Below are 26063 nucleotides of genomic sequence, written 5' to 3' on the forward strand. Positions count from 1 at the left end.
GAGCGCATTTGCGCCTCCTGGCGCGCGGATGGATGACATGAACCTCTTTACCGATTTCGAATGCAGAATCAAAAGCGTGCTGGAGGAACTTGAGATCGTGCGCGAGAAGCGCGCCGATGTCGATTTCACCCGCGTCGGCGTCGAGCCACCGCGCGATTCCAGCCATGGGGACGTCGCCACCAATGCCGCCATGGTTCTCGCCAAGCCGCTCGGCACCAATCCGCGCGCGCTGGCCGAACTGATCGTCGAGAAGCTGCGGCAGGATCCGGAAGTGGCCGAAGTCACGGTCGCCGGTCCCGGCTTCATCAATGTCCGCCTGTCAGTCGGCTACTGGCAGAAGGTGCTGGCCGACATCATCCGCAAGGCGACCGCATTCGGGCGCAGCGAACTCGGCGCCGGCCGCAAGGTCAACGTGGAATACGTCTCGGCAAATCCGACGGGACCGATGCATGTCGGCCATTGCCGCGGCGCCGTCGTCGGCGATGCGCTGGCGAACCTACTCGCTTTCACCGGCTACGAGGTCACGAAGGAATACTACATCAACGATGCCGGCTCCCAGGTGGACGTGCTCGCGCGCTCCGCCTTCCTGCGCTATCGCGAGGCGCTCGGGGAAAACGTCGGCGAGATCCCGCCCGGCCTTTATCCCGGCGATTATCTCGTTCCGGTGGGCAAGGCGCTGGCGGGCGAATTCGGCTCCAGCCTCCGCCTGATGCCGGAGGAAAAATGGCTGCCGATCGTGAAGGACATCACCATCGACGCGATGATGGCGATGATCCGCGCCGATCTCGATGCGCTGAACGTCCATCACGACATCTTCTTCTCCGAACGGACCCTGCACGCCAATGGCGGCGCCCCCATCCGCACGGCGATCAACGATCTGACCTTCAAGGGCCATGTCTATAAGGGCGTGCTGCCGCCGCCGAAGGGCCAGTTGCCAGAAGACTGGGAGGATCGCGAGCAGACGCTGTTCCGCTCCACCGAGGTGGGCGACGACATCGACCGGCCGCTGATCAAGTCCGACGGCAGCTATACGTATTTCGCCGCCGACGTCGCCTACTTCAAGGACAAGTTCGACCGTGGCTTCAGCGAGATGATCTATATCCTCGGCGCCGATCACGGCGGCTACGTCAAGCGGCTGGAGGCGGTCTGCCGGGCGATCTCGGATGGCAATTCCAAGCTGACGGTGCTGCTCTGCCAGCTCGTCAAGCTCTTCCGCAATGGCGAGCCGGTGAAGATGTCCAAGCGCTCGGGCGACTTCGTCACCCTGCGCGAGGTGGTGGACGAGGTCGGCCGAGATCCGGTCCGGTTCATGATGTTGTACCGGAAGAGTTCCGAGCCGCTCGATTTCGATTTCGCCAAGGTGACGGAGCAGTCGAAGGACAATCCGGTCTTCTACGTACAGTATGCGCATGCGCGCTGCATGTCCGTGTTCCGCCAGGCCGGCGAAGCCTTTCCGGGCCTGGAAATCGACAAGCTCGATCTGGCGTCCGCCGTTGAGGGCAAGATTTCCGACCCGCATGAACTGCAGTTGCTTGCCAAGCTCGCAGAGTATCCGCGGGTCGTGGAAGCGGCTGCACTCGCCCATGAGCCGCACCGCATCGCCTTTTACCTTTACGATCTCGCCAGCGCCTTCCATGCGCACTGGAACAAGGGTAAGGACCAGCCGGACTTACGTTTTGTTAATGATAAAGACAGAGAATTGAGTATAGCCAGACTCGGGCTGGTGTTTGCTGTTGCATCTGTTCTCAAGTCGGGACTCGCCATTACCGGTACGGCGGCACCCGACGAGATGCGGTAGCGTCACCATTTGCCCACAATAAGCTGGCAGACGCGATTTGTAGCTTGTGAGTGGAGCAGTATGGCAGACAAGAACCTTGCGAGAAGCGGAGCCGCTGACATCGACCTGCTGTCGGACGATGATCCTTTGGCGGAACTGGCACGCATTGTCGGCTACGAGCCACGCAATGTGCCGACGGCGGCGCGTCCCGTCCCGCCTGAACCTCTTCAGGAGCCCGTCTTCGACCTCGAGGGCGAGTTGCTTCGCGAGTTCGCTCGCTACGACGCCCCCTCTCTCGATCCTGCAGGCGATCTCGCTGAGCCTGTCGATCCCGTCGCGGTCAACCAGAATGCCCGCACCGTCGCAGATGTCGTCCCGGCCGTCGAGCGTGTCGATGACGCGGACCCGGAGCCCGCGATCCGCCCGGAGCCTGTCGGGCAGCCGCCGGTGGCAGTACGTGACGAAGTCGGTGTCGAGCCTGAGTTCGTGACAGCTCCCGTGGCGCCTGGTTTGCCGGCTGCATTGCCGGATGCCGGGCAGGGTGGCTATGAAGCCGTTCAGTCTGAGGCATCTGTGCCGTCGGCCGAGCCGGAAGAGGTCGCTGCTCCCCAGTCCGTGTCTCTCGAGCCTGCGTTTCCCGAGCCTGCATTTTCGGAGCCTGCGTTTCTGGGGCTCCAGCCCGTCGAGGCTCCCGTCGCGCCCGTGGCTGCGGAGCCGTCGCTGTCGCTTGACCTCGACCAGGAACTGGAGCTTTCGCTGGGCGAGGCCTTCGCCGAGCAGCCCGAGCCATCCCATCTGGATGTCCCGGCGTTGTCGTTCGCGGAGCGCCAGGAAGAGCCGGCCACGACATCCTTTCAGCCGCAGCCGCATGAGGACGTCGAGCCGCAGCACGCCGATCCGGCCCCGCACGTCGAGGTTCATGCCTATGACCCCGCCGCGGCCGGATATGCCGTCGTGGATACTGGCGCGACCCATGCGGGCGTTTTGCAGGAATCGCTGGTCGAATCCCTTCCTGTCCTGGAGCCGTATGATGTCCATGCTGCGGAAGCCACGGCAGCCTATGCGGAGCCGCTGGCGGTGACGCCGGCAATCGGCGAGGGGGCGCATTTCGAAGTCGAGGCGCTTCCCGTCGAGATCGCGGCCGTCGATTTCGTTCCCGAGTGGACGCCCGAACCGCATGCGGAGACCGCTCTCGTTGGTGCGGAAGACCTGCTTTCTGCCAGTGTCGCGCACGACGCCGCCGCGGAAGCCTACGCTGTAGCCGAGCCCAGCTATGCTGTCGCACCGCCTGTTCCGGCCGCCGTCAGCCTTGATCTCGATGAGCTTCTGGCCGAAGTGGAACGGTTCCCCGTTCCCGAGAGCCGGCCGCCGGTGATCGCGCCCGTCGAGCCCGTCCGCCCGCGGCCGGGGACGCTGGAAGGGTTCTCGAACGTCAAGTTCAGCCGTGCGACCCCCGTCGCCCCCGGCCGACAGACGCAGGTTGCGCCTGTGTTCTCGCAGCCCGCCGCCGCAGCCGCGGCGCCCGTGGCGCTTGATCCGGTATCTCTGCCGCCCGTGCCTGCCGCCCCGGTGGCGTCTGGTGCCTTTGCCCCTCTGGCCGCTGACCCACTGGCCGCGACACCCGCAGGCGAGCCCGTCATCGCGCGGGCTCCTGCTCTGGAGCCTATGCCGGCCGACATCGCCGCCGACCCCGTTGCCGGTGTTTCCGCGGCTGATCCGGGCGATCCTTTCGCCAACTTCGAGCTCGATCTGTCGGACATCGAATTCGACATGGATCCGCCCGACCTTGGTCCGGCCCCGGCGGCTGCGCTATCCCCCGCCTTTGCTCCGGAGCCGATCGTGGCGGCGGCCGCTGTCGCACCGGTTGCGGTGGCCGCTGCTCGTGCGGCGGCACCAGCCCCCTTCATTCCCACGCAATCGGTTGCGCCGGCTCCGGCCGCACCGGCACCGGTCATGGCTGCCCCGGTCATGGCTGCCCCCGCCGTGCAGCGCCTTGAACCGGCTCCCGTGCCGCTGGCACCCGCCGCGGTCGGCGCCGTGGAACGGGAGGATTTCGATTCGGTTCTGCCCTTTGATCCGTCGCTGATTGCCGAAACCGACGTCAGCGTCGGTCAGGTCGGCGACCTCAACGTGCCCCAGCTTCCTCTCGTCGAAAGGGAACGGCCGCCGGTCCAGCAGCCGGATTACGATCTCGATATCGATGCCGAGATGGCGCAGCTCTTTGCCCCCGATCCGGCCGCCTCCGGCCATGCCCAGGGTTTGGATCGCGGCACCGCCGCGCCGGCTTCCGGCAAGGCCGCGCCCGGCCAGGCCGACGAGTTCGACAGAGCGCTGGAGGAAGACCTGCGCCGTTCGCTCTCGCAGCCCGAGCGCCACGCCATTCCGTTGGACGCGCAGCAGGTGGACGATGACTATGTCGGCGACGGTTACAATGAGCCGGCCCGCCGCGGTCGTGGCTTGCTGATCGCCGCCGTGGCCGCGACTGCGGTTGTTCTCGGCGGCGGCGGTGTCTACGCCTATCTTTCGAGCGCCGGTGTCGTCGGCAGTGGTTCGGGCGAACCGCGCGTCATCATGGCCGACAAGGAGCCGGTCAAGATCGTGCCGGAAGAGCGCGGCGGCAAGAGCGTTCCGAATCAGGACAAGGCGGTCTACGACCGCGTCGCCGGCAAACAGGATGCCGGCCCGCGCCAGGAGCAGCTGGTCACCACCACCGAGGAACCGGTCGACGTGGTTCAGCGTACCCTGACGCCCGAATCTCTGCCGAACGATGGCCCGATCGAGGATCTGTCGGCAGACGGTGCGGCCAGCGCGGCCGCGGATGACGACCGTCTGTTGCCGGGCGTGGACGATCAAGCCGATGTCACCTCCGAAGAGGAGTCCAAGGCCCCCGTCGTTTCCCCGCGCAAGGTCCGCACGATGATCGTGAAGCCGGATGGCACGCTGGTCGCGCGGGAAGAGTCGGTTACGGAACCGCAAAACGCTCCCGCTCTGGCGGAAAGCACGCAGCCGGCCGAAACCAGCGGCAGCGCGGTCGCCAATGCCGGCGCATCCGCAGCCGCGGGCGGCGACGCTGGCCTGCGCGCCGTGGCGTCCGACACTACGGCCGCCGCTGAAAATGGCGACGATCGTGCACTGCAGGAAGTTGCCGGCGCGTCGGTCGACGGAACCGCTCCGGTCCGCCAGGTCAAGACGACCACCATCGGTGCCGCTCCCGCAGGCGAGGCTGCCACTGGCGCTCCGGTTCCGGCAACCCGTCCGGCCGAGCAGCCGGTGGAGGTCGTGGGAACCGTTACCGAACGCGGCCGCGTGACCGATGCACCCCCGACCGAGACTGCGGCGCTTTCAGACGCTCCGGCCGTGCAGCCGGAGACCCCCGCAGCCACGGCCGCAGCACCGGCCAACCCCGGCGGCTACGTCATCCAGATCGCGTCGCTGCCTTCGGAAGCCGACGCGCAGAAGTCCTACAACAACCTGTCTGCCAAGTTCGGCGTGATTGCCGGCCGCGGTGTCGACATCAAGCGCGCGGACATTGCCGGCAAGGGCACCTACTACCGCGTCCGCATTCCGGCCGGTTCGCGCGAAGAGGCCAATGCTCTTTGCGCCAAGTACAAGTCCGCCGGCGGGAGCTGCCTCGTCACCCGCTGAGGGGAGTATCGTGAAATCGCGAATGGCGCGTCCTCCGGGCGCCATTTGCTTTTGGGCCGTTTGTAAAAGACGCCTGAATGCTCTCGCCTTTCGCTGCAAGGAGCTTATGATTCGGGCATGAGCGAATCGAAGTCTTTCCTTTCCGGCTGCAAGGGCCTCGTGCTGACCGAAGATGAGAAGGCGTTCTTCAGGGACGAGCGTCCCTGGGGCTTCATCCTTTTCGGCCGTAACATAGGGGAACCCTCGCAGGTCGCAGACCTGACCGCGGCAATGCGCGACACCGTCGGTGGCGATCCCGCCGTCCCCGTCCTCATCGATCAGGAGGGCGGGCGCGTCCAGCGCGTCAAGCCGCCTTACGTGCCGCAATATCCCAATGCGGCAGCCCTCGGCGCCATTTACCGGCGGGATGAGGAAAAGGGCCTTCGCGCCGCCTGGTTGATGTCGCGCCTGTTCGCCTTCGATCTGTCGCGCCTCGGCGTGAACGTCGATTGCCTTCCGGTGCTCGACGTTGCTGTGCCCGGCGTCCACGACGTGATCGGCAACCGCGCCTACGGTCAGGAGCCGGGCATCGTCGCGGCGATGGGCAAGGCGGCCTCCGATGGCCTGAAGGCCGGAGGTCTCCTGCCTGTCATGAAGCATATGCCGGGCCATGGCCGCACCATGGTCGATTCGCATCACGATCTGCCCGTCGTGACAGCGCCGGTCGCCGAGCTGGAGGCCGTCGATTTCGTGCCCTTCCAGCGGATGCGCGACGAACTGATGGCAATGTCGGCCCATATCGTCTTTACCGAGATCGATGCCGACAATCCGGCCACGACCTCGGCGAAGGTGGTCCGCGACATTATTCGCGGCCACATCGGTTTCGACGGCCTGCTGATGTCCGACGACGTCTCGATGAACGCCCTGCGCGGCGATATTGCAACCCGTGCGCGCGGGATTGTCGCGGCTGGTCTCGATTTGGTCTTGCATTGCCACGGCATCATGGAGGAAATGATCGCGGTTGCCGAGAACGTACCGCCGCTGGCAGGAGAAAGCCGCCGGCGGGCCGATGCGGTGATAGCTGGTTTCCCGAAGGCCGACGGTGCGGACGAGCAGGCCTTGCGGGACGAATTCAACGCGCTGATCGCGGTCTCCTGAGGGGTGGCATCCCTTCGGCAGGTCGCGCAGGGAGCCTAGGTGAACGGATCGCGGGTCAAGTCGCAGAAGGGGCGGACATCGGACAATGCGCCGATGGAGGAGCTGTGGCAGGACAATGACAGCCGCGGCCTGCACGAGGAAGGGCTGGTCGTCGACCTTGCCGGCTTCGAAGGCCCGCTGGATCTTCTGCTGCATCTCGCCCGCACGCAGAAGGTGGACCTTGCGCGGATCTCGGTGCTGGCCCTTGCCGAGCAATATATCGCCTTCATTGATCGTGCGCAGCGCATCCGCATAGAGCTTGCCGCCGATTATCTGGTGATGGCGGCGTGGCTGGCCTACCTCAAGTCGCGCCTGCTCATTCCGCAGCAGCCGAAGGACGGCGGCCCGTCCGGCGAGGAGATGGCCGCGACGTTGGCGTTTCGCCTGAAGCGGCTGGAAGCGATGCGGGACGCCGCGACGCAGCTCGTCAATCGCAACCGGCTCGGCCGTGACTTTTTCGCCCGCGGCGCGCCGGAGCACATTCCCACCGAACGCCGCTCGGCATTCGATGCCACTCTCTATGACCTTCTGAGCGCCTATGCCTCGCTGCGGCAGCGCAGCGCGGTGACACAGGTCACGATCGAGAAGCGGAACGTCTGGTCGCTGGTGGAGGCGCGCGAAGTCCTCTACCGGATGATCGGCGAGGTCGAGGACTGGACGGCGCTGGACCATTACCTGCTGCGCTATCTGACAGATCCGCAGGAACGCAAGACGGCGATGGCCAGCGCATTCGCGGCATCGCTGGAGATGGTGCGCGAGGGGCGCCTGGAGATCCGCCAGGAAGGCGTGTTCCAGCCGATCTACCTGCGCCGCGGCGGGCATGCGGGTGCTTCCGCAGAAGAGGACGGCGATCGTGTCTGAGCTGGGCGGAAACGAGGACTTTGTGGCAGGCGAGGGCGCCACCGTTGTCGATCCGCGGCGGCTGCATGAGGCGGCGCGGATTGCCGAGGCGCTGGTTTTCGCGTCTGCCGGCCCTGTGCCCGAAGGTTACATCGCCGACCGCCTCCCCGGTGGGGTCGATGTCGGCCATGTCATGCGGCAGTTGAAGGCGCTCTATGCCGGGCGTGGCGTCAACCTCGTCCAGGTCGGCGACCACTGGGCATTTCGCACCGCGCCCGATCTTTCCTTCGTCGTCAGGGGCGACGAGACGGAGACGCGCAAATTGTCGCGTGCGGCACTGGAGGTCCTCTCGATCATCGCCTACCACCAGCCCGTAACCCGCGCGGAGATCGAGGATATCCGCGGCGTCCAGACCTCGAAGGGCACGCTCGACGTGCTGCTCGAGGCCGGCTGGGTTCGCTTCCGCGGCCGTCGCCGCACGCCGGGGCGCCCCGTGACGTTCGGTACGACAAAGGACTTCCTGGATCACTTCGGCCTCGAAGAGCTGCGCGATCTGCCGGGACTGGAGGAGTTGAAAGGGGCTGGCCTGCTGACCGGACGGATACCGTCGAACTTCCAGATCCCGCTTCCGCTGGCCGAGGACGAGGTCGCCGAGGACGAGGATCCGATCACCTCATTGGATCTGGAGGAGCTTGGGCTCTTGACACCAGGCGGAAAAGAAGACGAATAGCTGAAGGTTATCGTCGCCCTGAATTGCCACCGCTTTTCTCGGCGGATCGGCAGAAGCGTCATGGGGCTCTTCGGTCCATGGACGCAGGCAGGGATTGGCAGGCATGGCGTCGGGGTCGTCGAATCTGAACGGGATCGAACCGCGGACAGCCTCCGCCGTCACGTTCGCGGCCAAGTTGTCCTTCGAGGACATTCACCACAGCTATCACGGCAAGGAAACGATCCGCGGCATCTCCATGTCGGCGCAGCCGGGCGAGGTGCTCTGCCTGCTTGGTCCTTCCGGCTCGGGCAAGACGACGCTTCTGCGGATCGCCGCGGGCATCGAGGCGCAGGGTGGCGGCCGGGTGCTTCTCAACGACCAGGAGATCGCCGGTCCGAACGTCTTCTTGCCGCCGGAACGGCGGGGCGTCGGGCTGATGTTCCAGGATTTCGCGCTGTTTCCGCATATGTCGGTGCTCGACAACGTCCGTTTCGGACTGACCGCACTTCCGAAGTCCGAAGCGACGAAGGAGGCGAGGTTCGCGTTGGAACGCGTCGGGCTTGCGCATTATGCCGACAAGTTTCCCCACGCGTTGTCGGGCGGCGAGCAGCAGCGTGTCGCGCTGGCGCGTGCATTGGCGCCGCGCCCCTCGGTCCTCCTGATGGACGAGCCTTTCTCCGGGCTCGATTCGCGCCTGAAGGATTCCATCCGCGCCGACACGCTCGCCATTCTGCGCCACAGTCGCGCCACCGCGATCGTTGTCACCCACGATGCCGAAGAGGCGATGCGGATGGCCGATCGCATTGCACTTTTGCGTGATGGGCGGCTGGTGCAGGTGGGAACGGCGGAGGAACTCTATCTCAAGCCGGCGGATATCTTCGCGGCTGGTTTCTTTTCCGAAATCAATATCTTCCCGGGCTTTGTTAAATCGGGCCGGGTGGAGACGCCGCTGGGCAACGTGCCTGCCGGCCCGCTCGCAGATGGCTCAAACGTCCGTATTGCCGTACGCCTTTCCGGCGTTGCGGTATCGCAGTCGGGTGGTACGATTCCCGCTCGCGTGCTGTCGCGTCGGTTCCTGGGGGTGGTCGAACTTCTGGAACTCGCCGTGCCGGGCACGGATCAACTCGTTCGCGCACGCATAAGGGCCGGTCAACTTCCTAGTGGATTGCGCGAAGTCACCGTATCGGCTAACGAACGCGATATACTAGTGTTTGAAAAAGACGCTTGAACATCCTACATCGGTTGGGATTTCCTAGAGGGAGCAAAAAGAAATGGGTTCTTTCAGCATCTGGCATTGGCTGATCGTTCTGGCGGTGGTGCTGCTGCTTTTCGGCCGCGGCAAGATCCCCGAACTGATGGGCGACGTGGCGAAGGGTATCAAGAACTTCAAGAAGGGCATGACCGACGACGAGACGGCTTCGGCCGATCCGGCAAAAACCGTCGATCACAAGGCCGACGAAACCAAGTGACCGGTATCGGTCGCGGCGGCTTGTTGCGGTTTCTGAGGACAGTGCCTGATGCTTGATATCGGCTGGACTGAATTGCTGGTCATCGCTGTCGTTCTTATCCTCGTGGTGGGTCCGAAGGACCTGCCGCCGATGCTGAGGGCGTTTGGCCGTATTGTGACCAAGATGCGGGCGATGGCCGGCGACTTCCGCCAGCAGTTCGATGAAGCGTTGCGCGAGGCCGATCTGGACGACGTCCGCAAGACGATCGACGACGCCCAGAGACTCAACCCGATGAATACCATCCGCGAGGCGGTCAATCCGTTGCGGCAGATGGGTGAGGACATCAGGTCGGATATCACCCGGTCCACCAGCAGCACGAAGTCCAGCCCTGCGGAGATCGCAGAGGATGAAGCAGAACCTGCGGCTTTGGCGACTGCCGGAAGCCTTCCGTCGGCTCCGGCCAGCGTCTCGCAGGTAACGGCGCCGCCTGCAGCAACGCCCGCTTCGCCTCTGCCGCCTGCTCCGGTGCAGGCGGTGCAGTCCGCACCGATCGCCCCGCCCACGGCGGCCGAGGTCGCGCCGGCGCCGCGGAAGACCGCCACACGCGGCAACGAGGCTGCTGACGCCGAGCCGAGCGCGCCCGCCCGCAGGCCGGCCCCCGCCAGAGCGTCGACCGCCAAGGCAGCTCCCAAGACGAAGGCTTCCCCGAAGGCTGCGGCCGACAAGACTGAAAAGACCACGCGCAAGTCGAAGAAGGACGAGGCATGAGCGGCGACTACGAGGACAAGCCCCAGCCGCTGATCGAACATCTGATCGAATTGCGTCGCCGGCTCATGTGGGCTGTCGGTGCGTTCTTCGTGGCATTTCTGGTGTGTTTCTATTTTGCCAAGGGCCTGTTCAACATCCTCGTGCTGCCGTTCAAATGGGCGGTGTCGTGGGCGGGAATTTCCCATCGCAACGTCGAACTGATCTATACGGCGCCGCAGGAGTTCTTCTTCACCCAGATCAAGGTGGCGATGTTCGGCGCGCTGGTCATCGCCTTTCCGGTGATTGCCCAGCAGATCTACAAATTCGTTGCTCCCGGCCTTTACAAGAACGAGCGCGCCGCTTTCCTGCCGTTCCTGATCGCTTCTCCGATCTTGTTTCTGATCGGTGCTGCGCTGGTCTACTTCTTCTTCACGCCGATGGTGATGTGGTTCTTCCTGGCCATGGAGCAGGGCGGTGGCGATGGGCAGGTCTCAATCCAGCTCCTGCCGAAGGTTTCCGAATATCTGGGGCTGATCATGTCGCTGATCTTCGCCTTCGGCCTGGTCTTCCAGCTTCCGGTGGTCTCGTCGCTGCTGGTGCGCGCCGGCTTCATCACCGCGCAGACGCTTGTGGACAAGCGCAAGTATGCAATCGTGATCGCCTTCGTGGCGGCTGCCGTTCTGACGCCGCCCGATCCGATCTCCCAGATCGGCCTTGCGCTACCGACCATCCTTCTCTACGAGATTGCCATCTATACGGCCCGACTCATTGAACGGCAGCGGGCGGGCGCCACCGAGGAATCGGACTCCGAGGACGAGGATGTGGCGCAGGTGCCGCCATCGCAGGAAGCCGACAACAAGGCTTGAACCGATGACAGGCGCAGGCGGATGCTGTCGGGCGAACAGGGCATAACCCCTTAAATACGCCTGGAGCGAAAATGCTTGACATAAAATGGATCCGCGAAAACGCTGATGCACTGGACGCCGCCCTCGCCAAGCGGGGCGCGCATCCGCTTTCGGCAAGCCTGATCGCGCTTGACGAAACGCGCCGCGCCCTCATCCAGAAGGCGCAGGACATGCAGTCGCGCCGCAACGCCGCCTCCAAGGAGATCGGCGCGGCGATGGCGCAGAAGGACAACGCCCTCGCAGAAAAGCTCAAGGCGGAGGTGGCGGAGATCAAGACGCAGCTTCCCGCCGCCGAGGACGAGGAGCGCAAGGTCACCGCCGAGCTCTTCGACGCATTGTCGCGCATTCCCAACATCCCCCTCGAAGACGTTCCCGTCGGCGCCGACGAGAGCGACAACGTCGAGAAGCACAAGTGGGGCACAAAGCCCGCGTGGACTCACAAGCCGCTGGAGCACTACGAGATCGGCGAAGCGCTCGGCGGGATGGATTTCGAGGGCGCTGCCCGCATTTCCGGCTCGCGCTTCACGATCCTCAAGGGCCAGGTTGCCCGGCTGGAACGCGCGCTCGGCCAGTTCATGCTCGACACCCACACGCAGGAGCACGGCTACATCGAAGTGCAGCCGCCGCTGCTCGTGCGCGACGATGCCATGTTCGGCACCGGCCAGCTGCCGAAATTCGCCGAAGATCTGTTCCGGACGACGGACGGGCGCTGGTTGATCCCGACCGCCGAGGTGTCGCTGACCAATCTCGTGCGCGAGGAGATCCTGGCGCAGGAAAAGCTGCCGCTACGCTTTACGGCGCTCACCCCGTGCTTCCGCTCGGAGGCCGGATCTGCCGGACGCGACACCCGCGGCATGCTGCGCCAGCACCAGTTCATGAAATGCGAGCTTGTGTCCATCACGGATGCGGAAAGCTCGATCGACGAGCACGAACGCATGACCGCTTGCGCCGAGGAGATCCTCAAGCGTCTCGGGCTGCACTACCGTGTCGTCACCCTATGCACCGGAGACATGGGTTTCGGCGCGCGGAAGACCTACGACATCGAGGTCTGGCTGCCGGGGCAGGATACCTATCGCGAGATATCCTCCTGCTCGGTCTGCGGTGATTTCCAGGGCCGTCGCATGAACGCCCGATACCGCGGCAAGGACGACAAGAACCCGAAGTTCGTCCACACGCTGAACGGCTCGGGCACTGCCGTCGGTCGCGCGCTGATCGCCGTGCTTGAGAACTATCTCAACGAGGATGGATCGGTGACCGTGCCCGATGTGCTCTTGCCCTACATGGGCGGACTGAAGAAGATCGAGAAGGCTGACTGAGGAGCTGACGGTAGCGATGCGCATCCTGCTGACCAACGACGACGGCGTCCATGCCGAAGGCCTCGCCGTCCTGGAACGGATTGCCCGGAGCCTTTCCGACGACGTCTGGATCGTCGCCCCGGAAACCGACCAGAGCGGGCTTGCCCATTCCCTGACGCTGTCCGAACCGCTCAGGCTGCGGAAGGTCGATGAGCGCCGTTTCGCGCTTCGCGGCACGCCGACGGATTGCGTCATCATGGCCGTTCGCGAGGTGCTGCCCGGAAAGCCGGACCTGGTGCTCTCCGGCGTCAACGCCGGTGCCAACATGGCCGATGACGTGACCTATTCCGGCACAATCGCCGGCGCCATCGAGGGCACCCTGCAGGGCATTCGCTCGATGGCGCTCAGCCAGGCCTTTCGCCATGCGGATGGCCGCATGGTTCCCTGGGAGGTCGCAGAACGCCATGCACCCGACCTGATCCGGCGGCTGATGGACGTCGAGCTGCCGGACGGCACCTTCTTCAACCTGAACTTCCCCAACTGCGCTGTCGATGCGGTGACCGGTATCGAGGTAACGTCTCAGGGCAAGCTCGACTTCGGCATCACGATCGAGGAGCGCATGGATGGCCGCGGCTTTCCTTATTTCTGGCTCCGCTTCGGCGATCGTCACGGCGATTTCCGCAATGGCACGGACATCCAGGCGGTGCGCGACCATGCAATATCGGTCACGCCGCTGAAGCTCGACCTGACGGACTATGCGGTACTCGACAGGGTCCAGCGGGCGCTGGGCTGAGGGAGGTTTCGATTGGGCGCGGCACGGGTGGTTGAAAAGGAAGGCTTCGCCGCACTGGCTCTTCGGCTGCGCGGCCAGGGCATCAACGACATCGAACTTCTGACCGCCGTCGAGCAGACGCCGCGCACGCTTTTCGTCCCGCCGCAATTTGCCGGCGATGCCTATTCCAGCCGGCTCTTGCCGATCGAATGCGGCTCGTTCGTCGAGGGTGTGGACCTTGCGGTCCGCCTCATGCATGTGCTCAATCTCAAGGCCGGACAGCGCGTTCTCGAAGTCGGCACCGGCAGTGGCTTTACCGCAGCCGTCATGGGGCGGCTGACGGAACGCGTGCTCACCGTCGATCGCTACCGCACGCTCGTGACCGGGGCGCAGCAGAGCATCGAGAAGGCGGGCATCCGCAACGTCGTCGTCCGCCAGGCCGACGGCAGCAACGGCATGCCGGGCGAGGGGACCTTCGACCGCATCTTTGTGACCGCTGCCTTTCCGGCGATGCCGCGGCTTTTCGCCGAGCAGCTCGTATCCGGCGGCATGCTGCTGGCGCCGGTCATGGTCAGCGACACGGAATGCCGCATGCTGAAGCTGGTCAAGACCGGCAGCCGTTTCGACCGCGAAGACCTCTTCCAGGTTCCCTATCTGCCGATGGTGCCGCACCTGGCACAGGCGCTCTGATCCGCGCCGACGTTCCAAGCAAAAAATGCCAGAACAGTTCAGACATCGCGTCGTCAGGCGCCGGTGGCTGCAATGGGCCTTTTGGTCGAAGGGGACGTTGCCCCGCATCCGCTCCCACTGGGGGGCACCCTCAGAGATGGTGCATTAACGACTTGTTAACTTCCGCAAGCCTCGCACAAGCTTCGCATCCTATGCCGGTACCCGAGACGCATTCCGCGTCGCAGCACGGCGGCTTCTTTCGGGACTATCGCGCCGCACCGTGCCGATGGAGATGCTCATGCAAATCTCGAACAGGATCGCCGGCACGGCGACGCAGGACAGCCTGGCAAACCTCGCCGCGCGCGCTGCGGGCAAGGTTGGCGAAGAGGCAGGCGATGCCGGTCGCCCCAATTCGTTCAAGGCGGGCTCCCATGACCCTTCCGAGCAGGTGTCGCTTTCAGTCGACGCCTTGTTCGTGCTGACCGCGTCGCGGGACGACCAGCGTCTCCCGGCGCTGACCGAGGATGAGCGCAACAACATCGTCTCGCCGGCTCTTGAAGAGCGGGAATATGTATCGTTCCGGCACTATCGCGACGAAGGCGACATGAAGAGCTACTATCGGTCCTACATCGCCTATTTCGACAATCTGCAGCCCCAGGACCAGACGAGTGCCCGCTATGCCGGCAGCCGCCAGGTCGCCGTTTCGGCGTTGCGTTCGCTTGCCTATGCGGAAAACGCGATGGATGACGAAGGGGGAAGCGAGGCGCCGGCGGTCATCGACACGATTCTCGCCAGCGGCAATACGATTCGCCGCGATGTCCCGCAATTGGCACCGTTCAGCGCTGCCGTTCAAGGCGGAGACGGCGTCCGCGTCTCCTCGATTTCGCACGCCACCTCCATGTACCTGGGCAGCTTCTGATCCGGAAGATCGTCCCTCGGACTCGTCCGGACGGCCGGCATTCCAGCCATGGCACGCCGCTGCAACTTTGCTGCATGCGGCCGGTTTCCGATGTCCCGTCCGTCGCCGGCGGGCGGTGCATGGTTATCAACTCCTCACGAAAATAGGCCGATCTGCGGCTTTTTAACCGGGCGGTAACTCTAACGCGCTTTAATCATTTCACAGTTGGTTGTGTATCGATCGGGTAAGTTAGACATGCGTAACAGAGTATCGCCGAGTTTTGCCAGGACCGCCCCCCGGATGCTCGTGGCGGTGTTGCTGGCCGGGGTGGCAACCGGCTGCAGTTCCGATGCAACCCGCTTTGGCGGTTTGTTTTCCTCTTCCGATGATATGACGACCGGCTCGATCCCGCGCCGTACCGTGTTCGGCGGCAGCGCGGTTCCGCGCGGCGACGTGAATGGTTACAGCCAGGCCTCGAATCAGGGCTATTCCACGCAGGTGGCTTCCGCTCCATCCACTTCCGACGGCGGCTCGAGTGTCAGGGCCGCCAGCACGCCGATGAATGTCCAGCGGACGGCGCTGGCCGATCCTGTCGGCACGGCCCGGCCGGCCAGCCAGGAAGTGGCGATGGCGCAGCCCATGCCTGAACCGCAAAAGGCGCCCTCGCTTTCTGATGCTGTCGAGCGTCCGGCACGGCCGACGGCGGCGCCCGCAAAGGGCGCCAGCGGCTGGTCGACGGCGAATGCGCCCGTGGTCATGCTTCGTCCCGGCGAAAGCGTGAAGACCCTGTCGAGCCGCTACGGCGTGCCGGAGAAGGAGATTCTGAAAGCAAACGGCATGGCGAGCGCATCCGACGCCGAGCCGGGCCAGAAGATTACGATCCCCGTCTTTGGTACGGCGCAAAGTGCTGCCAAGGCGTCGATCGATACCGCGCTGAACACCGATCGCAAGCAGCCGACACCGGTAAACACCGCAGGCGATGAGGTCGCCATTCTGCCGAATTCTGCCAAGGGCCGCGACAAGGCCGCCGGCGACAACGGCAAGAACAAGGTTGCCGCCGGCGGCGAAGGCAAGCCGGAAGGTGGCTATGAGGTTCAGCCCGGTGATTCGCTTGCCAGGATCGCTGCGAAGAACGGTGTGTCGGTCGATGCGCTGAAGAAGGCGAATGGCATCGCGGGCGCCTCGATCCGCGTCGGTCAGAAGCTGAACATCCCGGCCGCGTCAGAGGCCGCACCCGACCGGACCATGACGGCCTCGCTTCCCGCGAAGAAGGCTGTGGAGCCTGTTGAGAAAAAGGCAGAAGCCTACGCGCCGGTCCAAAAGAAGCAGACCGTCGCCGAGATCGAGAGCAAGACGGATGTTACCGACGACGCGCCCGAATCGACTGGTATCGGCAAATTTCGCTGGCCGGTTCGCGGTGCTGTGATCGCCGGTTACGGCGCGAACGTCGAAGGCAGCCGCAACGAAGGCATCGATATCTCCGTACCGGAGGGAACGCCGATCAAGGCGGCTGAGAACGGCGTGGTCATCTACTCCGGAAGCAGCCTGAAGGAACTCGGCAATGCAGTCCTCGTTCGCCACGACGACGGCACCGTCACCGTCTACGGGCATGCATCGAGCCTCAACGTCCAGCGCGGCCAGAAGGTCCAGCGCGGCCAGACGCTGGCTGCCTCGGGCATGAGTGGAAGTGCAAGCCGCCCGAAGCTCCACTTCGAGGTCCGTAAGAACGCGTCGGCGGTCAACCCGATGACGTTCCTCGAATAGACGGCGGCATCGACCGTTCCGGCATAAAAGAACGGCAGGCGTTTCCATTCGGATCGCCTGCCTTTTTCGTTTCGGTTACCTTTGGCAGAGCCGGCCGAAGCCGTGCTCGTTTCAGGCGATCATTTTGCGAGTGCGTTCCCCTGCCGCCCGGCGAGATCCTGGATGAACTGCCAGGCGACGCGGCCGGATCGGGAGCCGCGCGTCGTCGCCCATTCCAGCGCTTCGGCGTGGATCGTGGCGCGATCGCCCGTAAGGCCAAAGTGTTCCGTATAGCTGTCGATCATGTCCAGATACTCGTTCTGGCTGCACTTGTAGAAGCCCAGCCAGAGGCCGAACCGGTCGGACAGTGACACCTTTTCCTCTACCGCCTCGGATGGATTGATGGCGGTGGACTGCTCGTTTTCCATCATGTCGCGCGGCAGCAGGTGGCGGCGGTTGGAGGTGGCATAGAGGATGACATTGTCCGGCCGGCCTTCGACGCCGCCGTCGAGCGCGGCCTTGAGCGACTTGTAGGAGGTATCGTCGTGGTCAAATGACAGGTCGTCGCAGAAGACGATCACCGGCGCTGGCGCGACCTTGAGGATCTCCATCAGGGTCGGCAGGGTGGCGATGTCCTCGCGGTGGACCTCGACGAGCTTGAGCGCGATACCCGTTTCCCGTGCCGTATCCGCATGTACCGCCTTTACCAGCGAAGATTTCCCCATCCCGCGGGCGCCCCACAGCAGCACGTTGTTGGCGGGAAGGCCCTTGGCGAAGCGCACTGTGTTGTCGGTGAGTATGTCTCGAACGTGGTCGACGCCCCGGATAAGCTTCAGTTCCACCCGGTTCGGGCGGGGGACAGGCTGGAGGTGCCGGCGCGCCGGCGCCCAGACGAAGCAGTCGGCAGCTTCCCAGTCGTTCAAGGCCGGCGGCGGTCCTGCGAGCCGTTCCAGTGCGGTGCGAAGTCCGCTGATCTCGCGCAGCAGCGTCTGCATCTGTTCGTCCTGGGTCTTGTCCACGTCGTTCTCTCCCTTTTCGTTCCCGCGCGGTAGCACGCGCGAGGAATGCATTAAAGAGAGAAATCCCTGAATTTCCGGCAGGATCGGGGCTGTGTTGTTGCATTCAGAACGCTCTTGCCTATAGTCGCGCGCACTGCACCGGGGGCATTTCGTCCCGGTGCGTCCCGTTTTCGAGGAGTTTTGAATGTTCATTACCGAGGCTTTCGCCCAGACGGCGCCGGCTCCTGCAGCAGGTGGTGCGGATCTTCTGATGTCCGTGCTGCCGTTCCTTCTGATTTTCGTCGTGATGTATTTTCTCATCATTCGCCCGCAGCGCGCCGCGATGAAGCGCCGCGAGGAGTTGTTGAAGAACATCCGCCGCGGCGATCAGATCGTGACCGGCGGCGGCATCGTCGGCAAGGTGACCAAGGTCATCGACGACAAGGAACTGGAAGTCGAGATCGGCGAAGGCATGAAGGTCCGCGTCGTGCGCAGCGGCGTCACCGAGGTTCGCGTCAAGGGCGAGCCCGTCAAGGAATGATGTGATCATCGCCGTCCGGTGGCGGTCTGCCGCCGGACGGGTATCATCAGGCTTCCCGCCGGCAGGATTGCCCGGTATTTCGAGAGTGTGATGCTGCAACCCGCCCGCTGGAAAACGCTCGCTGCCTGGCTCGCCGTCGTCGCGAGCCTTGTCGTTCTTTTGCCGAGCGTTTTGCCGCCCGGCTCACGTGACGCGCTGCCGGAATGGCTGTCTGCGCATAGGCTCCAGCCCGGCCTCGATCTGAGCGGCGGCGCCGGACTGACGCTGAAGATCGAGCGCTCGGATATCGAGGACGACCGGCTGTTGGCCGTTGTCAACGCCGTCGGCCAGACGCTCAGAACCGCTAGGATCCCCTATGCCGGTCTTGCCGGTTCCGGCCGCGAAGTCACGCTGCGCATCAATGATGCAGCCAGGGTCGAGGAGGCGCGTACCGCACTTGCCGAGATCCCGGGAACGACGGTGACGGCAGCCGGCGACGGTGCCGTCAAGCTTGTCGTTATGGCGGAATCGATCGATCTCGCCGAGGGTGAGGCGGCTCAAATCACCTTGGACGTGGTGCGTGAGAGGGTCAGTCAGGTCGGCGGTGTCAATGCCGACGTCGGGCTTTCCGGTCGCGACCGCGTCGTTCTCCAGGTCCCCGGCTATTCGGATCCGCAGCGTCTCAAGGACATCCTTGCCCAGCGCGGTGCATTCTCCGCCCGGCTGGCCGAGGCGGGCGTTTCCGTCCAGCAGGCGCTGGAGGAGGGACCGCCGCCCGGTACCGAGATCGTCTACACGATGGGCGAGCCTCCGGTCGGCTATCTCGTTCGCCGCTCCGCCATCTTCACATCGCGCGACGTCGTTTCCGCCGAGATGGTGTTGGGAACGGACGGTGAGGGGGCTTCCGTCGTCTATCAGCTCAGCCCGGATGCCAGCCGCCGGCTGGCCGAGGCCACTGCCGCCAACGTTGGACGCACGCTGGCGCTGCTTTTGGATGATCAGATCCTGGCCGCGTTCGAGATCGCTGCTCCCGTCGTGGACGGTCGCGGCGAGATCTCAGGCGACTTCGATGCGCAGGGCGGGGCCAACCTTGCGGTCGTATTGCGCAGCGGCGCGTTGCCGGCCTCGCTGACGGTCGTGGAGGAGCGCTCGATCGAGCCGGCCTTCGGCGGCGCGTCGGCGCGTGCGGCACTCGCCGCCGTGGGCGCGGCCGGACTTGCCGTCGCCCTGTTCATGGTCTTCTGGTACGGAGCCTTCGGCGCCATCGCCGTGCTCGCCCTTCTTTTCAATCTCGGGCTCATCCTGGCGATCCTCTCCCTTACCGGCACGCCGCTGACGCTGCCGGGAATCGCGGGAATGGTCTTGACCATCGGCATCGCCGTTGACGCCAGTGTGCTGATCTATGAACGCATGCGCGAGGAAGCGGCCAACGGCCGCCCCTTGGCCGACGCTCTCGCAACGGCATTTTCGCGCACGTTTTCGACGATGCTTGATTCGGGCATCACCACGCTTGTTGCGGTGCTGGTGCTTTTCTTTATGGGTTCCGGTCCGACGCGCGGCTTTGCCGTCACCGTCGGCATCGGCATTTTCACGACGCTTTTCGTGACGTTCACGCTGTCGCGTTGGCTGGTCTGGCGTTGGGTCTCGCTCCGCGGCCTCACGCACCTGCCGCGTAGCGTCCGCACCGGCCTGTTCGCCAGCCTGCATCTGCGCTTCATGGCGATCCGCAACTATACCTTCGCCGCATCCGCCGTCGCAGCCCTTGCGGTCGCGCTGCTGGTCGACGTCGGCGGCATCAATCTCGGCATCGACTTTACCGGCGGTTCCCTGCTGGAGGTGAGGGCCAGTCAGGGCGCTGCCGATGCCGCCGATATTGCCGGCCGTCTCGACGAGGCAAATCTTGGCGACGCGACGGTGCGGGTCGGTCTGGACCCCGCGACTGCGACGGTCCGAATCCCGCCGCAGGGCGGCGGGGAAAATGCCGAGCAGACCTCGGCGCTTGTCGCACGCGGCGAACTTGAGGCTGCGGGCTACGATATCCGCCGGGTCGAGGTCGTCGGCCCCTCCGTCTCGGGAGACCTGATCTGGGCGGCCACGGTCGGCATGGCGATCGCACTCGCAGCGCTGATTGGCTATATCTGGGCACGTTTCGAATGGCAGTTCGCCATCGGCGCGATCGTCGCGGTGGCGCACGATCTTCTCCTGACCATGGGGCTGTTCGCGCTGACGCGGATGGAGTTCAACATCGGCTCCATCGCCGCGCTCCTGACCATCGTCGGCTATTCCCTGAACGACACTCTGGTCGTCTACGACCGCATCCGCGAAAACCTGCGGCATTTCCGGCAGATGCCGCTGCCGCTCCTGATCGATGCGTCGATCAGCCAGACGCTGTCGCGCACTGTACTGACGGCGGCGACGACGCTGATCGCGCTGGCCGCGCTTGCGATCTTCGGCGGCGAGATCATCCGCGCGTTCGCGCTCACCATGCTGTTCGGCATTGCCGTCGGCACCTTCTCTTCTATCTATATTGCCGGACCGGTCTTGATCCTGTTCCGGCTACGGCCGGATCGCTATCGCCTAGGCGGCAGCGGCAACCCGACGGCAAAGGCATGAGCATGGCAAAAGGCATAGAAATCCGGCAGGCGCATTTTCCCGGCAGGGCTCCGATCGACGCCTATGGCAATGGCGGCTTCCGCTTTGCCGACATGTCGCATCGCGGCTCCCTGCTTTGCCTGCCGTCGGGCATCTACGGCTGGGAAAAGACCGACGCCGCCGGGCTTTCTCCGGCCGATCTGCAGCGGGTGCTGGACGAGGCCGAGCAGATCGAGGTGCTGCTGGTCGGAACCGGCGCGGAGATCCGGCCGCTTTCGGCAGAGTTGCGCACAGCGCTTCGCGAGCGCCGCATCAGCTCCGATCCGATGTCGACGGGGGCTGCCGTGCGGACGTTCAATGTGATGCTGGCCGAGTCGCGCGCGGTTGCCGCCGCGCTCATCGCGGTCTGAACGGCGGCCGGCCGGAACTTTCGGAAAATGCACATGCAACGAACACCAGCCGCTCCGGCGGAGCGTGACGACAGGGGCGCGGCAGCGGCCGACTACGCACACTGCCTGGCGGTGCTGCGCGACACCGATCGCGATCGCTACCTGGCCTGCCTGCTGGCGCCGCCTGACAAGCGCGGGCCGCTCGCCGCCCTGTATGCCTTCAACGCGGAGATCGCCCGCGTCCGCGACGTCGTGCGCGAGCCTTTGCCGGGCGAAATCCGCCTGCAGTGGTGGCGCGATACGCTGGAGGGCACGGGTGAGGGCGATGCCGCCGCCAATCCGCTTGCCGCCGGCGTTCTTCGCTGCATCACGGAACATCGGCTGCCGGTCGCGGTTCTGACGGACATGATCGAGGCACGGATATTCGATCTCTACGACGACCCCATGCCCGACCGCGCAGCACTCGAGGGATATGCCGGCGAGACCGCCTCTGCGCTGATCCAGCTTGCAAGCCTCGTCCTCAATCCGGAGAAAGCCCCGCAGTCGGCTGACGTCGCCGGCCATGCCGGCGTGGCGCAGGCGATCGCCGGGATCCTGCTGCTGCTGCCGCTCCACCGCCGCCGCGGTCAGATTTATATCCCCGCCGACCTGCTGGAGGCGACCGGGCTGGGCGCGGAGGGACTTCTGGCCGGCACGGATCGCGCGCGCGCCGCGAGCACGGTCGAGGCGTTTGCCGGCCTTGGCCGGGAGCATTTGAAGAAGGCTGCTGCCGCGGGCAAGGTGGCTCCGGAGAACCGGGCCGCTTTCCTCCCCGTGGCAATGGCGCGACATGTGTTTGACCGGGCAGAAAAGGCCGGCGCCCGCGCGCTGGACCACGCTGTCGTGCCGCCGCAATGGCGCCGCCAGTGGTGGATGTGGCGGCTGATGCGCACCGGCCGCTTCTGATGCGGGATCTCGAACTTCGTCTCGGCTGCACGATTTCCTGCTGAATGACAGCTAATCGCCAGCGAACGGCCGGGGAACAAAGGCCGGCGCGCGCCGGACGCAAAACTGGCGCAAGCTCCGTTCGATAGACAGGGTGCGTTCAATGCGACCCGCGGAAGGACGCGAAATGATCTGGACTGTCGTCATTGCCTGCCTGGCGCTTGCCGTCTTCGTCTATATGCGTGCCCAGCGGCGCGCGCAGTCGCAGTCCCCGACCAGCGATACCGGCCTTGCGATCGTGGAGTTCGGCCGGGCCTATCCGAGCGAGGCCATCCGCGAGGTCATCAGCACCGCTGACGGCAACAACGTCTTCCTGCGCCTCCATGACGGCAAGGTCGGCTGCATGCGCGCGCAGCGCCAGCACTATGCCAGCCATCTGATCGAACCCGGCAGCGTGACCGTCCACAACAGCCCGACGGGCAAGGGCCTGCTGATCGATTTCCAGGACAGGTCTGAGGATAGCGTCAGCTTCGAATTCCGCAGCAGCGTCGAGGCCGCGGAAGTTTCGCTGTGGCTGTTGGGCAGCCTTCTGCCGGTAGCCGGCATCGACGAATCGCCCCGCGCCATCCAGGGCGACGGCTGAATCGCCAGTTCGTCGCACGCAAAAGTACACAGCGGTTTTGCGACAACCACATGCGTGAACTCAAAGGCATCGCGGGCGAAAATCCGCCGCGGGTCTGCGCTAAAGATATGCGGCACAGCAAGCGCCTGGACCGGTTCGGAAAGATCCGGCCCGCCTTACCCTGATGACGCCAGCCAGCGGCGGCAGTCTTCCAGGGCGCGCGCGGCCAGGGCCTGCTTCTTGGCTGTTGCCTTTTCCTTGCCGCGGAAGCGCTTGACGCCTTCCGGCTTGACGATGGATCCCGCCTCGAGCTCGGGAAACAAGCCGAAGTTGATGTTCATCGGCTGGAACGAGCGCTTGCCCGGCTCGTCGTTCGACATGATGTGGCCGCCGGTGATGTGGTTCAGCAACGCGCCGAAGGCCGAGGTCACCGGCGGCAGCGACACGCTCTGGCCGAGACGTTCGGAGGCGGCGAACCGTCCTGCCAGTAGCCCGATGCTGGCGCTTTCGACATAGCCCTCGCAGCCGGTGATCTGGCCGGCAAAACGCAGGCCCGGTCGGCCCTTCAGCGTCAGCGAGGAATCGAGCAGGACAGGCGATTGCAGATAGGTGTTGCGGTGCAGGCCGCCGAGCCGCGCGAATTCCGCGTTCTCGAGCCCCGGTATCATCCGGAAGATTTCGCCCTGCGCGCCGTATTTCAGCTTCGTCTGGAAGCCGACCATGTTGTAGAGCGTGCCCAGCGCGTTGTCCTGGCGAAGCTGGACGACCGCATAGGCCTTGACCGACGGGTTGTGCGCATTGGTCAGGCCCATCGGTTTCATCGGACCGTGGCGCAACGTCTCGCGGCCACGCTCGGCCATCACCTCGATCGGCAGGCAGCCGTCGAAATAGGGCGTGCCTTCCCACTCCTTGAAGCCGGTCGTGTCGGCGGCGATCAGCGCATCGACGAAGGCGTTGTACTGCGCCTCGTCCATCGGGCAGTTGATGTAGTCCTTGCCCGTGCCGCCGGGGCCGACCTTGTCGTAGCGCGACTGGTACCAGCAGATGTCCATGTCGATCGAGTGCCTGTGCACGATCGGCGCGATCGCATCGAAAAAGGCAAGCGCATCCGCGCCCGTCCGTTCCTGGATCGCGGCTGCGAGGTCGGGTGCCGTCAGCGGCCCGGTGGCGATGATCGCCTGGTCCCACTCCTGCGGCGGCAGGCCCTTGATCTCCTCGCGAACCACCGTGATCAGCGGGTGCCCCTCGATCGCAGCGGTAACGGCGGCGGAGAAACCCTCGCGGTCGACGGCCAGTGCGCCGCCTGCCGGCACCTGGTTCGCGTCGGCAGAGCGCATGATCAGCGATCCGGCAAGCCGCATCTCGGCATGAATCACGCCGACTGCATTGCTCGTTGCGTCGTCGGAGCGGAAGGAATTCGAACATACGAGCTCGGCCAGCCCGTCCGTCTTGTGGGCATCTGTGCCGCGCACGCCGCGCATTTCGTGCAGGATGACGGGAATGCCGCGCTCGGCGATCTGCCAGGCGGCCTCGCTGCCGGCAAGACCGCCGCCAATGATGTGGATGGGGGTATGGGAGGAAGTGTTCGTCATGGGCGGCTGCATATCACGCGCGTGTTGCGCTTCCAATCGCCGGAATCAAAAACGGCACCGTTTGGTGCCGTTCGATGCGTCGCGCAATAGCCGGGGCGGCAAGCCTTGCGGCGCCGCCAGCCCGGCGATTAGCGGAAGGAACGTGCCGCGATGCCGCGGATGTCGTAGCGGGTGAGGCCGATGTCCGACAGCGTATGGGAGGAAAGGTTGCCGAGTTCGCTGAGGGTGCGGCGGTAGCTGAGCCAGTTCTTTGCAAGGCGGATCGGGTTCATGACAGGTCTCCTGAAGGGATTGGGCGGGACGACTGCGTCCTCGTCTGTTGCCCTGTATTTACTCCTTTCCCTGTCAATGGTGCAGTGCAAAGAAAATGCAGCTGCTATGCAATTGTGCAATTAGATGAATATAAAATATGCATATACTTGCCCGGATCGAAAAATGAGCAAACGCTGAACCGGTTGTATCCATTGATTTCCGGCAGGTTTGTGCCCGCATGAGCCGGCCCGCACGCCGCCCCTTCATCGCTGCCCGGGAGCGGGGCCTGGCGAACAAAAAGAAACGCCTCCCGGAGTGCTCCGGAAGGCGTTTGAGCCGGACCGCTGGTTTGCCGGCGAAGGCTTAGCGGACGGCTTCGCGTGCGACGCGGCGGATGTCCGAGCGGCCGATGCCGAGGTCGTTCAGTTCGCGGTCGCTCATGCGGCCGAGTTCGGTGACGGTCTGACGGTACTTGCGCCAGTTGTTGAACGAGTGTGCGAAGTTCATGGTCGTACCCCTTCCTGGGTTTCGATGCCGGCGGCCCCTAGCGGCGCCGGCCCTGATCTGATGGCTGGAATATACGTCCGGAAGGCCTTGAATTACAGCGATATTGCAGAATGGCAGCCATGCTGTTTGCGCATGTCAAGGGAAAAGTGCGCTGAAATTCTGATCAGGATCGCCCCCGATGTCTGGATGCGTCGGCGAACTGATGCAGCGCGGAAAAAGAAAACGCCCGCCGGGGGAGGAGATCCGGCGGGCGCATATCCTGATTGGCAACGTTGGGAGGAGGAGTTGTCACCAATCGCATCGGGCTTGGCTGGGAGGAGGAGTGCCATGCCCGACTGATGGTGTTTCTATCTGGTCTCCGGCTGACTCGGAAGTTTGTAGTTTGAATACCACCAATGCATCCTTTGCATGGCTCATGCGCTTGCGGGGCAAGATATCGGATTGAACTGCACATTGATTGTGCAAATCTGTCGTTGCAGCCAGGAATGAAGAAGGGATGGTGTCCTCGCAACGCATGGCGCCGGAATCGATACGCCCGCCGGGGGAGGAGGTCCGGCGGGCGTTTATCCTGATTGACAACTTGGGAGGAGGAGTGTTGCCAATCGCATCGGGTCTGGCTGGGAGGAGGAGTGCCGCGCCCGATTGATGATTTGTTTATAGCCGTTCCCGTTCGCCGGGGGTAGCTGCCGCGCAGAATAGCAGCAATGCAAAAACATCATGGCTTGGCGCCATTTATGCCTGATTCGATGTGCAGATGCACAAAAAGCGCGCAACGCGGCGCTGTCAGCCTCGTTCAGCGGGAGCCGCTATCACAAATTCGCATCGAGGGGAGAAAAACAATAACGCCCGCCGGGGGAGGAGATCCGGCGGGCGTCATTTGGGATGATTGGCAACTGGGAGGAGGAGTGTTGCCAATCGTATCGAAGAGGCGCTGGGAGGAGGAGTGCGCCGCTTCGAATTCTGTCAGCTGCCTTTCGGCTGCCGGGTCTCTCCGAATTTTCATCCGGGCGGCTGACCGTCGCCGCTTCGACAATTTCCCGTCG

The 26063-nt window shown here is 64.4% G+C and carries 23 protein-coding genes; 19 read left to right on the forward strand and 4 right to left on the reverse strand.

Going from position 1 to position 26063, the window contains the following annotated elements:
* Positions 1-37 precede the first annotated feature (37 nt).
* From argS to CRO48_RS08540, 14 genes are all read left to right on the forward strand, one after another.
* Positions 38-1798: an arginine--tRNA ligase gene (gene argS, locus CRO48_RS08475; protein WP_097138726.1), complete on the forward strand. Its 1761-nt coding sequence runs from the start codon at positions 38-40 to the stop codon at positions 1796-1798.
* 60 nt (positions 1799-1858) lie between these two features.
* Positions 1859-5422, forward strand: a complete 3564-nt coding sequence (locus CRO48_RS08480) for an SPOR domain-containing protein (protein WP_097138151.1) — start codon at positions 1859-1861, stop codon at positions 5420-5422.
* A gap of 117 nt (positions 5423-5539) precedes the next feature.
* Positions 5540-6559, forward strand: coding sequence for a beta-N-acetylhexosaminidase (gene nagZ / locus CRO48_RS08485; protein ID WP_097138153.1), 1020 nt, complete (start codon positions 5540-5542; stop codon positions 6557-6559).
* Between the two features lie 93 nt (positions 6560-6652).
* Positions 6653-7459 (forward strand): segregation and condensation protein A, encoded by an 807-nt coding sequence (locus CRO48_RS08490; RefSeq protein WP_097138156.1) that lies wholly within the window; start codon positions 6653-6655, stop codon positions 7457-7459.
* Complete coding sequence (gene scpB / locus CRO48_RS08495; RefSeq protein WP_097138158.1) at positions 7419-8168, forward strand: SMC-Scp complex subunit ScpB; 750 nt, start codon at positions 7419-7421, stop codon at positions 8166-8168. Before CRO48_RS08490 ends, scpB begins: the two co-directional genes overlap by 41 nt.
* 103 nt (positions 8169-8271) lie before the next feature.
* Entirely contained in the window at positions 8272-9375 is a 1104-nt protein-coding gene (locus tag CRO48_RS08500; RefSeq protein ID WP_097138160.1) for an ABC transporter ATP-binding protein, read from the forward strand.
* Positions 9376-9418: 43 nt separating this feature from the next.
* A complete protein-coding gene (locus CRO48_RS08505; protein ID WP_097138162.1) occupies positions 9419-9616 on the forward strand; it encodes a twin-arginine translocase TatA/TatE family subunit in 198 nt (65 codons plus the stop codon).
* A 48-nt stretch (positions 9617-9664) separates the two neighbouring features.
* Complete coding sequence (gene tatB, locus CRO48_RS08510) at positions 9665-10363, forward strand: Sec-independent protein translocase protein TatB (RefSeq protein ID WP_097138164.1); 699 nt, start codon at positions 9665-9667, stop codon at positions 10361-10363.
* Positions 10360-11208 (forward strand): twin-arginine translocase subunit TatC, encoded by an 849-nt coding sequence (gene tatC / locus CRO48_RS08515; protein ID WP_097138167.1) that lies wholly within the window; start codon positions 10360-10362, stop codon positions 11206-11208. The genes tatB and tatC overlap by 4 nt, the downstream gene beginning before the upstream one ends.
* A gap of 71 nt (positions 11209-11279) precedes the next feature.
* Entirely contained in the window at positions 11280-12563 is a 1284-nt protein-coding gene (gene serS, locus CRO48_RS08520; RefSeq protein WP_097138169.1) for a serine--tRNA ligase, read from the forward strand.
* Between the two features lie 16 nt (positions 12564-12579).
* Complete coding sequence (gene surE / locus CRO48_RS08525) at positions 12580-13335, forward strand: 5'/3'-nucleotidase SurE (RefSeq protein WP_097138171.1); 756 nt, start codon at positions 12580-12582, stop codon at positions 13333-13335.
* A 12-nt stretch (positions 13336-13347) separates the two neighbouring features.
* On the forward strand, positions 13348-14004 hold the full coding sequence (locus CRO48_RS08530) for a protein-L-isoaspartate(D-aspartate) O-methyltransferase (protein ID WP_097138173.1): 657 nt from the start codon (positions 13348-13350) through the stop codon (positions 14002-14004).
* Between the two features lie 277 nt (positions 14005-14281).
* Positions 14282-14902 (forward strand): biotin biosynthesis protein BioC, encoded by a 621-nt coding sequence (locus CRO48_RS08535; protein WP_097138175.1) that lies wholly within the window; start codon positions 14282-14284, stop codon positions 14900-14902.
* A 234-nt stretch (positions 14903-15136) separates the two neighbouring features.
* Positions 15137-16645: a peptidoglycan DD-metalloendopeptidase family protein gene (locus tag CRO48_RS08540; RefSeq protein WP_097138177.1), complete on the forward strand. Its 1509-nt coding sequence runs from the start codon at positions 15137-15139 to the stop codon at positions 16643-16645.
* A 119-nt stretch (positions 16646-16764) separates the two neighbouring features.
* Here the strand turns inward: CRO48_RS08540 and CRO48_RS08545 are convergent, their stop codons facing one another.
* Positions 16765-17619: an ATP-binding protein gene (locus CRO48_RS08545; RefSeq protein WP_097138728.1), complete on the reverse strand. Its 855-nt coding sequence runs from the start codon at positions 17617-17619 to the stop codon at positions 16765-16767.
* Positions 17620-17827: 208 nt separating this feature from the next.
* On the opposite strand from CRO48_RS08545, the gene yajC reads away from it, so the two are divergent.
* The 5 genes from yajC to CRO48_RS08570 all read left to right on the forward strand — a co-directional run bounded on the left by yajC (position 17828) and on the right by CRO48_RS08570 (position 22690).
* On the forward strand, positions 17828-18163 hold the full coding sequence (yajC, locus tag CRO48_RS08550) for a preprotein translocase subunit YajC (protein WP_097138179.1): 336 nt from the start codon (positions 17828-17830) through the stop codon (positions 18161-18163).
* Positions 18164-18253: 90 nt separating this feature from the next.
* Positions 18254-20755, forward strand: coding sequence for a protein translocase subunit SecD (secD, locus tag CRO48_RS08555; RefSeq protein ID WP_097138181.1), 2502 nt, complete (start codon positions 18254-18256; stop codon positions 20753-20755).
* Positions 20756-20757: 2 nt separating this feature from the next.
* Positions 20758-21144 carry an Mth938-like domain-containing protein gene (locus CRO48_RS08560; protein ID WP_097138183.1) on the forward strand — a complete coding sequence of 129 codons (387 nt, stop codon included), beginning with the start codon at positions 20758-20760 and terminating at the stop codon, positions 21142-21144.
* Between the two features lie 33 nt (positions 21145-21177).
* Positions 21178-22068, forward strand: coding sequence for a phytoene/squalene synthase family protein (locus tag CRO48_RS08565; RefSeq protein ID WP_097138184.1), 891 nt, complete (start codon positions 21178-21180; stop codon positions 22066-22068).
* A gap of 166 nt (positions 22069-22234) precedes the next feature.
* Positions 22235-22690: a hypothetical protein gene (locus tag CRO48_RS08570; RefSeq protein ID WP_097138186.1), complete on the forward strand. Its 456-nt coding sequence runs from the start codon at positions 22235-22237 to the stop codon at positions 22688-22690.
* A 155-nt stretch (positions 22691-22845) separates the two neighbouring features.
* On the opposite strand, the gene trmFO is transcribed toward CRO48_RS08570, so the two are convergent.
* From trmFO to CRO48_RS08585, 3 genes are all read right to left on the reverse strand, one after another.
* Positions 22846-24261 (reverse strand): methylenetetrahydrofolate--tRNA-(uracil(54)-C(5))-methyltransferase (FADH(2)-oxidizing) TrmFO, encoded by a 1416-nt coding sequence (gene trmFO, locus CRO48_RS08575; protein ID WP_097138730.1) that lies wholly within the window; start codon positions 24259-24261, stop codon positions 22846-22848.
* A 128-nt stretch (positions 24262-24389) separates the two neighbouring features.
* Entirely contained in the window at positions 24390-24533 is a 144-nt protein-coding gene (locus tag CRO48_RS33370) for a DUF1127 domain-containing protein (RefSeq protein ID WP_097138188.1), read from the reverse strand.
* Positions 24534-24876: 343 nt separating this feature from the next.
* The gene (locus tag CRO48_RS08585; protein ID WP_097138190.1) at positions 24877-25020 is read right to left on the reverse strand and encodes a DUF1127 domain-containing protein; all 144 of its coding nucleotides are present in this window, start codon (positions 25018-25020) and stop codon (positions 24877-24879) included.
* Positions 25021-26063 lie beyond the last annotated feature (1043 nt).

It is taken from the genome of Rhizobium subbaraonis, assembly GCF_900220975.1.
Classification (GTDB): Bacteria; Pseudomonadota; Alphaproteobacteria; order Rhizobiales; family Rhizobiaceae; genus Mycoplana; species Mycoplana subbaraonis.

Excerpts from the sequence above, each read along its gene's own strand:
- argS (WP_097138726.1), top strand. The coding sequence starts at position 38 with ATGAACCTCTTTACCGATTTCGAATGCAGAATCAAAAGCGTGCTGGAG.
- yajC (WP_097138179.1), top strand. The coding sequence starts at position 17,828 with ATGTTCATTACCGAGGCTTTCGCCCAGACGGCGCCGGCTCCTGCAGCA.
- CRO48_RS08505 (WP_097138162.1), top strand. The coding sequence starts at position 9,419 with ATGGGTTCTTTCAGCATCTGGCATTGGCTGATCGTTCTGGCGGTGGTG.
- serS (WP_097138169.1), top strand. The coding sequence starts at position 11,280 with ATGCTTGACATAAAATGGATCCGCGAAAACGCTGATGCACTGGACGCC.
- CRO48_RS08570 (WP_097138186.1), top strand. The coding sequence starts at position 22,235 with ATGATCTGGACTGTCGTCATTGCCTGCCTGGCGCTTGCCGTCTTCGTC.
- CRO48_RS33370 (WP_097138188.1), bottom strand. The coding sequence starts at position 24,533 with ATGAACCCGATCCGCCTTGCAAAGAACTGGCTCAGCTACCGCCGCACC.
- CRO48_RS08540 (WP_097138177.1), top strand. The coding sequence starts at position 15,137 with ATGCGTAACAGAGTATCGCCGAGTTTTGCCAGGACCGCCCCCCGGATG.
- tatB (WP_097138164.1), top strand. The coding sequence starts at position 9,665 with ATGCTTGATATCGGCTGGACTGAATTGCTGGTCATCGCTGTCGTTCTT.
- CRO48_RS08535 (WP_097138175.1), top strand. The coding sequence starts at position 14,282 with ATGCAAATCTCGAACAGGATCGCCGGCACGGCGACGCAGGACAGCCTG.
- CRO48_RS08480 (WP_097138151.1), top strand. The coding sequence starts at position 1,859 with ATGGCAGACAAGAACCTTGCGAGAAGCGGAGCCGCTGACATCGACCTG.
- CRO48_RS08545 (WP_097138728.1), bottom strand. The coding sequence starts at position 17,619 with ATGCAGACGCTGCTGCGCGAGATCAGCGGACTTCGCACCGCACTGGAA.
- CRO48_RS08560 (WP_097138183.1), top strand. The coding sequence starts at position 20,758 with ATGGCAAAAGGCATAGAAATCCGGCAGGCGCATTTTCCCGGCAGGGCT.
- CRO48_RS08500 (WP_097138160.1), top strand. The coding sequence starts at position 8,272 with ATGGCGTCGGGGTCGTCGAATCTGAACGGGATCGAACCGCGGACAGCC.
- CRO48_RS08490 (WP_097138156.1), top strand. The coding sequence starts at position 6,653 with ATGGAGGAGCTGTGGCAGGACAATGACAGCCGCGGCCTGCACGAGGAA.
- scpB (WP_097138158.1), top strand. The coding sequence starts at position 7,419 with ATGCGGGTGCTTCCGCAGAAGAGGACGGCGATCGTGTCTGAGCTGGGC.
- trmFO (WP_097138730.1), bottom strand. The coding sequence starts at position 24,261 with ATGACGAACACTTCCTCCCATACCCCCATCCACATCATTGGCGGCGGT.
- nagZ (WP_097138153.1), top strand. The coding sequence starts at position 5,540 with ATGAGCGAATCGAAGTCTTTCCTTTCCGGCTGCAAGGGCCTCGTGCTG.
- CRO48_RS08585 (WP_097138190.1), bottom strand. The coding sequence starts at position 25,020 with ATGAACTTCGCACACTCGTTCAACAACTGGCGCAAGTACCGTCAGACC.
- tatC (WP_097138167.1), top strand. The coding sequence starts at position 10,360 with ATGAGCGGCGACTACGAGGACAAGCCCCAGCCGCTGATCGAACATCTG.
- secD (WP_097138181.1), top strand. The coding sequence starts at position 18,254 with ATGCTGCAACCCGCCCGCTGGAAAACGCTCGCTGCCTGGCTCGCCGTC.
- CRO48_RS08565 (WP_097138184.1), top strand. The coding sequence starts at position 21,178 with ATGCAACGAACACCAGCCGCTCCGGCGGAGCGTGACGACAGGGGCGCG.
- surE (WP_097138171.1), top strand. The coding sequence starts at position 12,580 with ATGCGCATCCTGCTGACCAACGACGACGGCGTCCATGCCGAAGGCCTC.